General features: G+C 35.4%; 12 protein-coding genes, 2 tRNA genes, 1 other RNA gene and 1 pseudogene. 10 read left to right on the top strand and 6 right to left on the bottom strand.

From position 1 onward, the window contains the following. The first annotated feature begins 19 nt into the window (after positions 1-19). Positions 20-205 carry a FeoB-associated Cys-rich membrane protein gene (locus tag PMEL_RS03920; protein ID WP_120174627.1) on the top strand — a complete coding sequence of 62 codons (186 nt, stop codon included), beginning with the start codon at positions 20-22 and terminating at the stop codon, positions 203-205. A gap of 194 nt (positions 206-399) precedes the next feature. Continuing rightward, positions 400-470 (top strand) — tRNA-Cys (locus PMEL_RS03915). Positions 471-1127: 657 nt separating this feature from the next. Here PMEL_RS03915 and PMEL_RS03910 read toward each other — a convergent pair. The 5 genes from PMEL_RS03910 to ffs form a co-directional block, all read right to left on the bottom strand. Continuing rightward, a complete protein-coding gene (locus PMEL_RS03910) occupies positions 1128-4046 on the bottom strand; it encodes a hypothetical protein (protein WP_120174626.1) in 2919 nt (972 codons plus the stop codon). 95 nt (positions 4047-4141) lie between these two features. Next, positions 4142-5482: a M56 family metallopeptidase gene (locus PMEL_RS03905; protein ID WP_120174062.1), complete on the bottom strand. Its 1341-nt coding sequence runs from the start codon at positions 5480-5482 to the stop codon at positions 4142-4144. A gap of 56 nt (positions 5483-5538) precedes the next feature. Continuing rightward, positions 5539-5901: a BlaI/MecI/CopY family transcriptional regulator gene (locus tag PMEL_RS03900; protein WP_120174061.1), complete on the bottom strand. Its 363-nt coding sequence runs from the start codon at positions 5899-5901 to the stop codon at positions 5539-5541. Between the two features lie 524 nt (positions 5902-6425). Next, positions 6426-6499, bottom strand: a tRNA-Thr gene (locus PMEL_RS03895). A 4-nt stretch (positions 6500-6503) separates the two neighbouring features. Next, positions 6504-6600: signal recognition particle sRNA small type (ffs, locus tag PMEL_RS03890), an RNA gene on the bottom strand. A gap of 158 nt (positions 6601-6758) precedes the next feature. On the opposite strand from ffs, the gene PMEL_RS03885 reads away from it, so the two are divergent. The 7 genes from PMEL_RS03885 (at position 6759) to PMEL_RS03855 (ending at position 11815) form a co-directional block, all read left to right on the top strand. Then, positions 6759-7298, top strand: a complete 540-nt coding sequence (locus PMEL_RS03885; RefSeq protein WP_120174060.1) for a DUF4199 domain-containing protein — start codon at positions 6759-6761, stop codon at positions 7296-7298. A 52-nt stretch (positions 7299-7350) separates the two neighbouring features. Next, positions 7351-8304 carry a glycosyltransferase family 2 protein gene (locus tag PMEL_RS03880; protein ID WP_120174059.1) on the top strand — a complete coding sequence of 318 codons (954 nt, stop codon included), beginning with the start codon at positions 7351-7353 and terminating at the stop codon, positions 8302-8304. Positions 8305-8446: 142 nt separating this feature from the next. Beyond that, positions 8447-8950: a DUF6452 family protein gene (locus PMEL_RS03875; RefSeq protein ID WP_120174058.1), complete on the top strand. Its 504-nt coding sequence runs from the start codon at positions 8447-8449 to the stop codon at positions 8948-8950. Beyond that, positions 8904-9596: a DUF6048 family protein gene (locus tag PMEL_RS03870; protein ID WP_120174057.1), complete on the top strand. Its 693-nt coding sequence runs from the start codon at positions 8904-8906 to the stop codon at positions 9594-9596. The genes PMEL_RS03875 and PMEL_RS03870 overlap by 47 nt, the downstream gene beginning before the upstream one ends. A gap of 151 nt (positions 9597-9747) precedes the next feature. Further along, positions 9748-10764, top strand: coding sequence for an FAD:protein FMN transferase (locus PMEL_RS03865; protein WP_120174056.1), 1017 nt, complete (start codon positions 9748-9750; stop codon positions 10762-10764). 54 nt (positions 10765-10818) lie between these two features. Next, entirely contained in the window at positions 10819-11484 is a 666-nt protein-coding gene (locus PMEL_RS03860) for a Crp/Fnr family transcriptional regulator (RefSeq protein ID WP_120174055.1), read from the top strand. A 118-nt stretch (positions 11485-11602) separates the two neighbouring features. Beyond that, positions 11603-11815 (top strand): hypothetical protein, encoded by a 213-nt coding sequence (locus PMEL_RS03855; protein ID WP_231999357.1) that lies wholly within the window; start codon positions 11603-11605, stop codon positions 11813-11815. A 77-nt stretch (positions 11816-11892) separates the two neighbouring features. Here PMEL_RS03855 and PMEL_RS03850 read toward each other — a convergent pair. After that, positions 11893-12194: pseudogene (locus PMEL_RS03850) on the bottom strand (IS4 family transposase); the annotation flags it as partial. Between the two features lie 122 nt (positions 12195-12316). On the opposite strand from PMEL_RS03850, the gene PMEL_RS03845 reads away from it, so the two are divergent. Further along, a complete protein-coding gene (locus tag PMEL_RS03845) occupies positions 12317-12559 on the top strand; it encodes a hypothetical protein (RefSeq protein WP_120174054.1) in 243 nt (80 codons plus the stop codon). Positions 12560-12582: the final 23 nt, after the last annotated feature.

The following is a 12582-nucleotide window of genomic DNA, read 5'->3' as shown; positions in this document are numbered from 1 at the left end:
AAGTATAAAGGAGGAATTTATGTGGCAATATATTGTATTAGCTGTAGTGCTACTATCAGCTATCGGTTATGTGGTTTATCGTACATGGCAATCGTTTCGAGCAGCAGGTGACCCGTGTCATGGATGCTCTGGATGTGCTATGCACGACCAATTGAAGGAAAAGCAGAAACTGGCAGGACGTAAAAAGCCTGTTTGCTTTAAATAGTTTCAAGGAAGAAATTTGTCAATAGAATTGTTTATATCATCTTTTCACCCAATATTTGTGAAAACTTATTAGATTCTTTTATAGAGAAGAGTTTACACAATGTTTATTGAAAAAAGTTTCTGAATTGTTTGGTTAAACCGAATTATTTGATTATCTTTGCACTCGCAAATCACAATAATGGTTTGTAATAGAATGGTGCTTGGGCCGGGAGGTTAGGCAATGGTCTGCAAAACCATGGAGAGCGGTTCGATTCCGCTAGGCACCTCAAAAGACTCTCAATCTTGAGAGTCTTTTTTATTCCTATAACTTTGTCAGTATATCATCAGTTGTGGTTTGTTTTTTCTTTTACAACAGAGTAATATGTAAACAGTTCTTTCTACTTTAAGTATAGTAGGTTGGACGGAAGACTATAAGCTTTCCAAGCGATTGGTACTTGCTGTTCACACCATGTGTGTTGAGCCTCCGCACAATATGTGTTTACCCTTCGCATGTTTATAAAGAGGATTATTGTGTTCCATTCTCAATAAGGAGTGTAATGGGTTTATGGATAAGCTTTATAGTCAATGTGGAGCCAGTTCCTTAATATTTTAACGAGCATGATTCTGTGGTATAATTTTGGATTCTCATTTCCAGATTATATTTCTGTTTTGTATAATAACGTAATTTCTTTAAAATAACATTTCCTGTCACTCCTGTCATACGAAATATACTTCTAATCCATTGATTTGTAGTATGTTTATGCGAAGTGTTAAAAGTGACAGCAAAAAGAAATTAAAATTATCATAGTGATATAGTTGTATTTTTGTATGTGAGAAAGAAGTTAATGAAGACTTTTGTAGAGGTCTTGGTTTATCAAAAAAACAGCGTGAAGTTATTTTTAGAAACTTCACGCTGAAATATATTTTTTAAGTAACGACTAATTTCATTTTTTCCCACTTATGTTCATTTTATAAATGAGATGCAACATTAAGTAATTTGGAATAGCATTAAATCTTGTCTCGGTTTTTCCTTGCCCATTTATCTCATAACTTATGTTCTTGAGTTGATGAAATATATCGTACCCTTCAAGTTTGGCTGCCAGTTTCCCTTTAGCGAAACTCTTACTAATGTATACGTTACAAATTAAATCATTCGCATTTATAAGAGAATCTGAATAACCGTGGCGGCTAAACATCTTAAGATCCATACCTGTTTCTAATCCAAAATTAAATTTGTATGAACCTAACATACCATAATTAAAATCCAAGGTACGAATAGTTGAGAAATTTTCACGTCTGCTATTAGCATATCTCCATTTCATTTCGCCAACCAAGCTACAGGTCAATCCACCTTTTTGATAATTTAACGATAGGTTATCCTCTAACCAATGGTTATTCACTTTACTCAACATACTTTCTGTTTGACCTGTTACTCCTGTGAAGTCTACATTGTGGTTGTAACTATAGACAATAGCGTTTACTAATGTGAAGTTGTTTTTATTATCTAATGGAAAAGTATCATATAATCCAATATTGCCATACCAGTTTCCCTTAACATTCTGTGGTTTATATGTATATACACCCGTTGTAGGATTGTAAGTAAATCCATTAGCAACAGCATTCTGATTAATATTGATATTTATAAATGCCATTGGCAGCTTAAATCGCCTATTGTTGTTATCACTAAAGGTTAAAGATATATCTGTTTTTCTACTATTTTTCAAATTCGGATTACCTAAAGAGATAGCTAAAGGATTGGAATTGTCAGATCGGGTAATTTTTGAGTAAAGGTTTGGAGTTTCCATTTTCGAAGTCATAGTTCCGTAAAAACTGTATTTGTTTATTGTAAATCCCATATTTAGAGACAATTCTGAAACCCAATTATATTGTTGGATAGAAGTGTTTAGCAATGAATTGCGATAGTCAAGTTTTTCACTTTTGTAACCAACAAACACGTTTGTATTGAAAAAAACATTGTTGTGATTCTTAGATTTTGAACAACCAAATCCGAGTGAAACCGAATTTTGTTTACTTATATAATATCCTTTGTAACTATTGTTAGCATCTAATGCGAGTAGGAGTGAATCACGTGAAGAAGGTAAACTGCCAAGAGCGTGATTTTCTTCCTGCCATTTGTATAGTTTGTCTAATCTGTATTTTTGGTTGTTTCGGTAACTTCCTTTTTGCTGATATTGATATCCTGTGAAAAGTCTAAATCCATTAGGAATCACGAATGTATATTGTGGTCCTACACGATAATTGTAGGAATAAGATGGAGTGTTGTCATATCGATTGCGATAATCATTTATAGCATTGCTTTTTAAGTACTTCAACTGGTAATTGTTGAACATTGAATTTGCAGTATTTAAATAGTCACCTTCTATCAATGCTGATATACGATCACCAGATGGCAACTGTTTATATGCATTAACATTGGCGAAAGTTGTAAGTGAATGACCGAATCCATATGTTTTAGAAGACAATCGGTTTACGCCAAAATCATTTACAAGTCTGTTTCTGGAAGAGGAAAATATTGTATCTAATATTGCTTCTGTACTACCTATTGGTGATGGGTCTGCATTGAAGCGTGCTGAACGGACAGATCCCCAATTATCAAATTTATTGTAATTTAATCTTATAGTTGATTTTAGGAAAATGGGTTTTGAAATCTTTAAATTATTTTGAAAGTCATAAATAAAGTTCTTGGATTTAACATCTGAGATGCTACGACTAAAGTTGTTTCCCCCATTTAAGAAAGATTCAGCTATAATTTGACTGATATTATGTGTATCTCTCCACGAGAAACTTGTAGATATATTATTTTCAAATGTGTTTTTTTCATTGCTAACAGCAGCGTTAAGACCTACTGTTTTTTGTATAACCTGACCGTTTGGTAGTTTAGTTGGATCCCAATCTCCCTTTTCTCCAGGTTTGCGGTCTTCATTCACATTATTAATATTTGAGAAAATAGATAACTGCAATCGTGGAGTGAAATATAATCCGAAAGCTTTGGTTGCATACCTGCTGTTCGTACCACCAGCTATATCAAAGTTAGCTATAAAAGTTTTTTCATATTTTTTCTTTAGTGAGATATCCATGATGTAGTCTTTCTTATCAATATCAACACCCATAGCCTGACTTCTATCAGTACTTTTTTCAAAAACCTTTAGATTTTTAACAGTATAGTTTGGCAAATTGTCTATTAATTGTTTGTTATTTCCCTTGAAGAAATCTTTGCCGTTAAGTGTAAGATAATCTAATTTTCGACCATTAATGAATATTTCGCCATTACTATTAAGTGTAGCGCCTGGTAATTGTCTGATTAGCGCATCAAGCATACTTCCCTGAGGGAGATTGAAGGCATCTGCATTATATATAATAGTATCACCCTTCATAACCATCTTAATTTTTGTACTCTTAACAACAATCTCGCCTAACATATGCTCTTTATTTTCCATTCCTTTTCTCTTGATGGGAATGTCTTGCATGTCAATGCTTGTATTTCTACTTTTGAATAGTAGTTCTTTGTCGACAAAAGTTGTAAAATAATCAGGATGTTCTATTTTAAAAATGTATTTTCCCTCACTCAAATTCTTTTGCATATAGAAATAGGAGTCGGGATGAACAGCTTTGTCGTTCCATATAAAGGTGCGACATGTATCTATTACTGTACTATCTGCTGATAGTAAAGTTAGTTTAACATTTGATATAGGGAGGTTTGTAAAAGAGTCTACAATACGACCATGAATAGTATAATTTCGCGTTGGGGGAAGCAATATTGCTTTTTGATAAGCTAATATTTGTTTTGGTAGTAATATTAATAAAGCAAGTAAGACAACTTGTGCCCATTTTAGGTTTTTCATATTCATGTTTTTATAATAGAAGAGTATGTTTGATTATTTTAATCACCTCTTTAGACCAATGTAAATTGGGCTAAAGAGGATCGATATAATAGTTACTATAACTTAAAAGAAATAGGAAGATTATATACAGCTTTTATAGTCTTATTTTTGGTGTTATCAGGTTTGTCTTTTGACATTCTTTCTATTTCTTGTAAATCCTTCTGATTATATAAAGTGTCTTTTGTATGCGTTACACTCTGGGACGAAACTGAACCCTTTGCATCAATAACAAAAGAGACATTATATATACGCACATTAGTACTATTCTTCTCTGGTAATTCTGAATCTTTTATGTCAACATGAGAATCTTTGATTACATTACTCGGAGCAGTATTATTTATAGCTTTTTGTTCGATAATCGTATTTATTCTATCATGTGACACCTTATGTGCTTGTTTTTTGTCTTTCTTAATAGTATTTCCTTTTGAGGTCTTTGATGTGAAAATTAGTTTCTTTTGATGTACATTGTATGCTTTTGTATTAACAGGTACAATTACTTCATTATTTACAATTTTGTTTGATACTAATGAGTGCGCTACACTCTCAATATTTTTGACGACTAATAGTGTAGCTATTACTGGAATAAGAAGGGTATATTTTGCCTTTACTATTGCTCTTGATCTACGTTTGTTCATCATTTTTATACGCTTTTTAAGAAGTAAAACATTGAAATTATTTAGAATAGTAGGTGTCTTTTTATGATAAGTCATCCCCAACAAGTGATATTGGTAGCTTTTTTGATTATATCCTACTTGCACAACATGAAAATCTGCAAGGTATTCAAGATTGAGTCTGATTTCTCTTTTTAACAACCATGCAAAAGGATTGAACCAACATAAGATAGTAAATAATTCTGATAGCATTACATCTATGGAATGCTTCTGTTCTACATGACACTGTTCGTGAATTAATATCTCTTGTAGTTGTGATTCATACAGTACTTCTCGATTAACAAAAATCCACTGGAAGAAAGAAAAGGGGCTCCCATTTTTCTCGATAATGTGTATCTTAAGCCCTTTAATGATACTTATCTCTGTTTTTTTTGCTAATCTGTATATTCCAATGAGTTGAATTATAAAGCGTAATAGAAAGGTACAAACACCACCCATATATATCCACAAAAGTATAGTGTTCCATGACAGCACCGTGACTTTGGATGGAGGAGCAGGAGCTTCTGACAAGACTGTTTCTGCATACGTATTAGCCATATTTTGAGTAGCCTCGCGAATACTAATCCAATTACTAAAATCAGCAAAAGGGACTAATAAAGCTATAAGGTATATATTCAACAACATAAATCTTCGCCAGCTAAAGAAAGTGTCATTAGTAAAGAATAGGCGATAAAAACCATACAAAAAGATGGTAATAATGTTTATTTCAACAAGGTATGAAAGCATAATCCAAATATTTTTTATACATTATCTTTAATACAGATAGCTATAATATCATAGTATTACTCTTTTCCTTTCTCTATTTCACGAATAATGTCTACCAAATCTTTAAACGATAGATCCTCCTCCTTGGCAAAGAAACATACCATCTCTTTAAATGAATCTTTGAAGTAGTCATGTACAAATCCTCTCATAAAACGATGCTTATACTCCTCTTCCTCTATGGCTGGTAAATAACTGTATGCAATGCCCTGCTTTTCTTGGGATATGTACCCTTTTTGTTTAAGATTCCTCATAACAGAAGCTACTGTGGTGTAAGGAGGTGTAGGTTCAGGGAGTTCCTTTAGAATCTCTGTTACCGTACATTTTTTTAGCTTCCACACTTTTTGCATAATTGCTTCTTCTTGAATAGATAATTTTTTCATATAAAATTTATAATGCTTTTTTTTTGTTTTACTTTCACAAATGTTGTTTGTTACATAATAACATACTGCAATATTTCAAATGCGCCGTAAATCTACTAATTTTTCGTAGATTGCGATAGAGTTCTGCAGAAAAAAAAGTAAATTTATTATTCTTTTATATTTATTTAAATTGAGTTTGTAGAATTTAAAGGATAGCAAACACTGCTACAAGCACTATTGATAACTGCTACATGTTGTTTAAGAGACATGAACTCCTGTCACTTCTGTCATGTGAATATTACTCTTAAATTGCTGATTCTTAGTGCATTTACAAGAAGTGTTAAATGTGACAGCAAAAAGAAATTAGAATTATCATAGTGATATAGTTGTATTTTTGTATGTGAGACAAGATAGTCATACTGCACATGGTAATTTGTTAGATGTTTTCTCTTTGTAAATATATAAACTATGTAATAGCCTAAAACGCAAAAAGGTATGCCTCACGACATACCTTCTTCTGTGTTCTTAGTCATTCTATTAATTCGAGCCTCTTGTCGGATTCGAACCAACGACCCCGAGATTACAAATCACGTGCTCTGGCCAACTGAGCTAAAGAGGCGGGGTGGACAAGCGATTCCTATCGCACCGCTACAACCTTCTGCCCTTGCTACGTTCCCGTCCTGGGGGATTCAAAGGGAGCTGGTCGTAAGAGACTTGCCCGTCTAATACTTTACCATTTCTGTTAAAGCGAGTGCAAAGATACAGAATTAATTTAATACCAGCAAAGAGAAATCAAAACTTTTTCTGTTTTTAACAAAAAATCATAAATTTGACGGAGTACTACATTATTTATAATAAATAATCCGTACTTTTGTATCATGATTTATGAAGATTTTAAACAGTTGACAGCTTATACTCGTTATGATGGTATTTATCTTGCTATTATTTGGGCAGCAAGTTTCGCTTGCTTGTTGGGTATAACCGTTCTGCCAGTTTTGGCACAATTTAGTTTTCTACTCTCACTATCAACACCTTTTTTTGTTGCTTATCGACTGAAGATATTTCGTGAGGAAGGACGTAACGGAGTTATCTCTTTCCGTCGTAGTCTTTTCTATTGTGTACGTGTGTTTTTTAATGCAGCAATTATTTTTAGTTTGTTGCAATGGCTCTATATGCACTATCTTGATAATGGGAAATTAGTCATGATGGTTACTAATATCTATTCCACCAATGAGGGTAAAAGTACTCTTGCGGCTATAGGTGTTTCATACGACCAGTTTATTACTGCATTGCCAGAGGCTTTTCAGCCATATTCATTGGCTTCAAGTACTTTTGTTACTGCTGTAATGTTAGGTGGTTTGTGCTCACTGTTTATTGCAGCTATTATGTCTAAGAAAGTCAAGAGGCAGACGTTATAAACTTGAATTTAATAAACTTCTCATCTCTAATTGAAAACTCCTAATTCAGAATATGGATATATCAGTAATTATTCCTCTTTACAATGAGGAAGAAAGTCTACCAGAATTACACGCGTGGATTCAGCGCGTGATGAACGCCAACGGTTTCACGTATGAAATTATCTTTGTCAATGACGGCTCTAAAGACAGGAGCTGGGATGTTATTGAAGAGTTACATCATAAGGATGCTGAGCATGTTCATGCTATTAAGTTCCGTCGTAACTACGGTAAGAGTCCTGCGCTCTATTGTGGCTTTAATGCTGCTCAGGGAGATGTTGTTATTACGATGGATGCTGATTTACAGGATTCTCCTGACGAGATACCAGAGCTTTATCGTATGATAATGGAGGAGAAGTATGACCTTGTCAGTGGTTATAAGCAGAAACGTTATGACCCATTGACGAAGACTATACCTACAAAGCTTTTCAATGCTACGGCACGTAAGATTAGTGGTGTACACAATTTGCATGATTTCAACTGTGGTTTGAAAGCCTATCGTCGTGATGTAGTGAAGAATATTGAAGTGTATGGTGAGATGCACCGTTATATCCCTTATCTTGCTAAAGAGGCAGGTTTTGCACGCATAGGTGAGAAGGTCGTACAGCATCAGGCACGTAAGTATGGTACGTCAAAGTTTGGTATCAATCGTTTCTTCAATGGTTATCTTGACTTGTTGACGCTTTGGTTCCTCACGAACTTTGGTAAGAAACCAATGCATGTCTTTGGATTGATGGGGTCGTTTATGTTCTTCATTGGTTTTATAGCCTTCCTTTGGCTGATTGTAGAGAAGATTATTATGCTCGTGAATGGTGTTTATGGTGACTTGCTTTCTAACCATGCATCCTTCTTTATTGCACTTGTTGCGATGGTACTGGGTACACAGCTCTTCCTTGCTGGTTTTATTGGCGACCTTATTAGTCGTAGTAATCCGCGAAGGAATGACTATCAGGTTGAGAAAGAATTCTAAGGGAATATTCTCCCTCTATAGCCTATGATGGATAAAGGCTATAAAGGTGTTTCTTTGTACATTATGTTTGATGGGGGAGATATAAATACTTGTGTAGATATTATCTACGGACGTTGCTTTATTTATAGAAATCAATAGGAAAATGAACTATAGCAAGATTAGACATATAGTAAGTAAAACCTTCTTGTTTACTCTTCTTCTTGGTGGAGTAACTTGGATGGGTTCTTGTTCAGACATTGACTGTCCTGTGACTAATGGTGTATGGGCAAACTATGTTGTACAAGGTGATACCTTACGCGACACACTTACTATCTCGGCAATACGTGAGAATAAAACCGATACAGTGTTACTGAATAAGCAAGTTAATACCACGAAGTTTACTTTGCCAATGAGCTATAGTGGAGATAGTGACAAGTTGCGCTTTGTCTTCACAAGTAAGGCGGGGGTAACAACAGTTGATACAGTTACAGTATCAAAAACGAATATTAGTCATTTTGAGAGTGTTGACTGTCCGCCAACATTCTTTCATACCCTTACGGCCGTATCGGCAAAGGGTACACGTGTGAGTCAGGTTGAAATCAATAATCCTAACGTTGATTATGATGGTACGAAAGAACATATACTTATCACTTTTACTAATCCTTAATGCATTATTCCTGCTGTATCCAGCTACAGCTAATGCGCAACGCCAACCTTCTTTGTCAAAGATGAAGGAGGATAGCATCCCTTTCTTTAAGGGAGTGGCAGTGGGTACAGATCTCGTCGGACCAGCTATGCGTTGGCTTGCGTCATACGGTCAGTATGAAGCTTTGCTGCGTGTAAATATTAAGGATAGATACTTTCCTGTCGTTGAAGCAGGTGTAGGACAGGCTGATAAGACTGATGAAACAACTGGAACAAACTTTAAGACGAGTGCACCTTATGGACGAGTAGGCTGTGACTTCAATATGCTTAAGAATAAGCATGACGATTATCGCTTTTTAGTGGGTGGTAGAGTAGGCTATACTTCGTTCAAGTATGATGTTCTTAGTCCTGGACTTGCTGATCCTATTTGGGGAACACAAAGCTCTTATGGTGCTATTGGTAATAAAGGAAGTCAACTATGGGCAGAACTCGTTGGCAGTGTTGATGCAAAGATTTTAGGACCTATTCGTATGGGATGGAGCGTTCGGTACAAACTCCGCATAGCTCATAAGATGGGCGAAATAGGTGAAGCTTGGTATGTTCCTGGATATGGTCGTGGCGGTTCGTCACAACTTGGAGCAACCTTTAATGTACTCTTTGAACTATAATGAGATAGTTGTTTAGAAGATAGAGAGATACTTGTTGTAGTACCTTTTAATAGTTATAACTTACGGACGTATTACTTGAGCGTCCCAATTGTAAATACTAATATCTTCTGATTCTAACTTACTCTTAACTCTTAATAAATTAAAATATTATATGAATAAGAAAAAACTATATTGGCAAATACCTTTTCTTCTTGTGTTGATTATCGGTTCAATAGCTATTGTCCGTTGTCAGCACTCAATGCCTTATCAGCATAATAAGGGATTTATCTTTGGTACAGTTTATAATATTACCTATCAAAGTAATGAAGACCTTCAGCCGCAGATTGAGGCAGAGTTGATGAAGGTAAATCAGACTTTCTCAACTTTTGAAGCTAATTCGTTGATTTCACAGATTAATCAAAACAAGCCGGTGAAAGTGAATGAAATGTTTAGAGAGGTATTTACACTTGCTGAAACAATCTCAAAGGAAACTGATGGTGCTTTTGATATCACAGTTGCTCCAATGGTCAATATGTGGGGCTTTGGTTTTAAGACGGGGCAACATCCTTCTAAGCAAGCAATAGATAGCTTACGTCAAGTTGTAGGATATAATAAAGTAAAGCTTGTTGGTAATACAATTCAAAAGACAGATAAACGCGTTATGCTCGATTGTTCCGCTATAGCTAAAGGTTATGGCTCAGATATTGTTGCACGTTTCTTACGTCGTAATGGTATTAAAAACTTCATGGTTGAGATTGGTGGTGAGATTGTTACGATGGGAAATAGTGAGCAGCGACTGCCTTGGAAGATAGGCGTAACAAAGCCAACGGATGATAGTGTGAAGGTTAATCAAGAGATACAGACGGTTTTGAATGTTACAGATAAGGCAATGGCAACGAGTGGTAACTACCGTAATTTCTATTACAAGGGTGGAAAGAAATATGCTCATACTATTGACCCTAAAACAGGTTATCCTGTGCAGCATTCACTTCTTTCTGCAACAGTCTTAGCAAATAATTGTGCTACAGCAGATGCTTATGCAACCTCGTTTATGGTAATGGGTATCGAGAAAGCACGTAAACTACTTGATCGTCATCCAGAGTTGATGGCATACTTCATTTATTCTGATGCGAAAGGTAATTTACGTGTATGGTATAGTGCTTCGATGGAAGGCAAGATAGTAGAATAAACTATATAGCCGCTTTCTTTTTAAAAAGGCGGCTATATAATATTTTTATATGTTATGCTTCAGCTCTACGATAAACTTCTTGAACTGCCACTCTTCATCGGTATTAGTACGGATGAATTGTCTGATATTGTGGGGCAAACGAAGTTTGGTTTTCATAAGTTGGTAGCTGATAAACCGCTTGTGAGCACTGAAGATAAATGTACACAACTTTTTTTCCTTATGAGTGGTACACTTCGCGTAGTTAGTCATGCAGATAACTATCGGTATCGTATAGAAGAAGAAATGTCTGCGCCGGCTGTGATTCAGCCAGAACACCTCTTTGGACTTATGCAGCGTTATACAAAAGATTTTATCGCACAGACAGATTGTAGCCTGCTATCGTTGGATAAGTCAGAGGTCTTACGGCTACTTGATTATTATCTGATATTCCGACTTAATCTTCTTAATAGTATTTCCATGCAGGCACAGCGAATGAGTCATATTCCGTGGAGGCAACAACCCAGTGATATTCGTCAACAATTTATTAACTTTCTTCGTCTTCGTTGTCTCACACAAGCTGGTCATAAGGTTTTGAAAATAAGGATGGAAGATCTTGCTCAAGAATTACATCAAAGCCGTCTAAATGTTTCTCGTATGCTTAACGCTTTACAACGTGATGGGCTGCTGACAATGAGTAGGGGAGTTATTACAGTTCCACAGTTAGAAGCTTTAAGGGGATAAGTAACTATTCAGCGGTATTAACCTGGTTATATTTTTTTCCTCTAAAATCTTCGTATAAAGACTATAAAGATGTTCATTTTTCTTGCGTATTTCAGATTTTCTTTGTACCTTTATACCTATGAAAGAGCAAGTTACGGACATATCAAAAGTATTACAAGACATGAAGGAAGAGATGCGATTGTTGCGTGAAACTGTCAGCCAGCAGTATGCCGAGATTATCAAATTGAATCGTAACATAAATGCTCTGAACCTCCATATCCGAAAAGAGTTCTTCCATGGTTTGATATTCTGTGAATCTCTTTTCCAAAACATGACAGTATATATAAGGTAACACTGCGTTGCATCGACTATCTGGCTATTAAAGTAGCAAGCTTGAAAATCTCCTAATCCGAGCTACTGCTTAGTTTCCCTTTTCCCCTTTTCTTGATGCAGTGAAAAATCACAGGGTATAGTTGTCTTGCTGTCAAAGAATGCACGAAATAGCAGTTTGTAGCTCAATACGCACCTGTCTTTTATATTGTCGAAAACACGACTGATATCTTCCTTTCTCACGCCACTCTTCCTAAGCATGGTGTCATCTGTAATGACAGGCGAGATAACAGGTGACCGATGCTAAACTTGCCAAAAAGATGAAATAAATCATCACTTACTCGAGTTTTAACACTCAAACGTTTGGATAACTCACTTATTTTCTTTATTTTTGCTTCCATAATAATTTTGTTGTCTTGTCTTTAAAATCAGTTGTTTAGCGATTACTAATTTACAAAGAAAATTCGATAAACTGTTATTTCTCTATCTATTTATTATGATGGGAAACTTTAGACAATTAATTATGAAGAAAAAACTTCTAAGTCTTGGTATTGCATTCTGTTCAATAGTGGCAATATCCTTAGCTACCCTAAATGGGAAGGTAAAGTCTTATTCAGGAATTAGCCTGGATGATCTTGTAAGTACGACCGAGGTGAATGCAGAGTGTGTTCAAGGCTCAGACTGTTCTGCAAGCGGAAAATGTCTGAATGGTCCTGGAATCTGTGTGTTCGCAGTGGAGTATCGTGAATGCGATCCATACAAGTAATCTTATTTTAGCAGGGGGTGCGT

This window comes from Prevotella melaninogenica, assembly GCF_003609775.1.
GTDB lineage: Bacteria > Bacteroidota > Bacteroidia > Bacteroidales > Bacteroidaceae > Prevotella > Prevotella melaninogenica_A.
This window is presented reverse-complemented; position numbering and strand designations above follow the sequence as displayed.

Coding starts and splice junctions, on each gene's coding strand:
- PMEL_RS03920 (WP_120174627.1), top strand. CDS start 20: ATGTGGCAATATATTGTATTAGCTGTAGTGCTACTATCAGCTATCGGT.
- PMEL_RS03910 (WP_120174626.1), bottom strand. CDS start 4,046: ATGAAAAACCTAAAATGGGCACAAGTTGTCTTACTTGCTTTATTAATA.
- PMEL_RS03905 (WP_120174062.1), bottom strand. CDS start 5,482: ATGCTTTCATACCTTGTTGAAATAAACATTATTACCATCTTTTTGTAT.
- PMEL_RS03900 (WP_120174061.1), bottom strand. CDS start 5,901: ATGAAAAAATTATCTATTCAAGAAGAAGCAATTATGCAAAAAGTGTGG.
- PMEL_RS03885 (WP_120174060.1), top strand. CDS start 6,759: ATGATTTATGAAGATTTTAAACAGTTGACAGCTTATACTCGTTATGAT.
- PMEL_RS03880 (WP_120174059.1), top strand. CDS start 7,351: ATGGATATATCAGTAATTATTCCTCTTTACAATGAGGAAGAAAGTCTA.
- PMEL_RS03875 (WP_120174058.1), top strand. CDS start 8,447: ATGAACTATAGCAAGATTAGACATATAGTAAGTAAAACCTTCTTGTTT.
- PMEL_RS03870 (WP_120174057.1), top strand. CDS start 8,904: ATGATGGTACGAAAGAACATATACTTATCACTTTTACTAATCCTTAAT.
- PMEL_RS03865 (WP_120174056.1), top strand. CDS start 9,748: ATGAATAAGAAAAAACTATATTGGCAAATACCTTTTCTTCTTGTGTTG.
- PMEL_RS03860 (WP_120174055.1), top strand. CDS start 10,819: ATGCTTCAGCTCTACGATAAACTTCTTGAACTGCCACTCTTCATCGGT.
- PMEL_RS03855 (WP_231999357.1), top strand. CDS start 11,603: ATGAAAGAGCAAGTTACGGACATATCAAAAGTATTACAAGACATGAAG.
- PMEL_RS03845 (WP_120174054.1), top strand. CDS start 12,317: ATGAAGAAAAAACTTCTAAGTCTTGGTATTGCATTCTGTTCAATAGTG.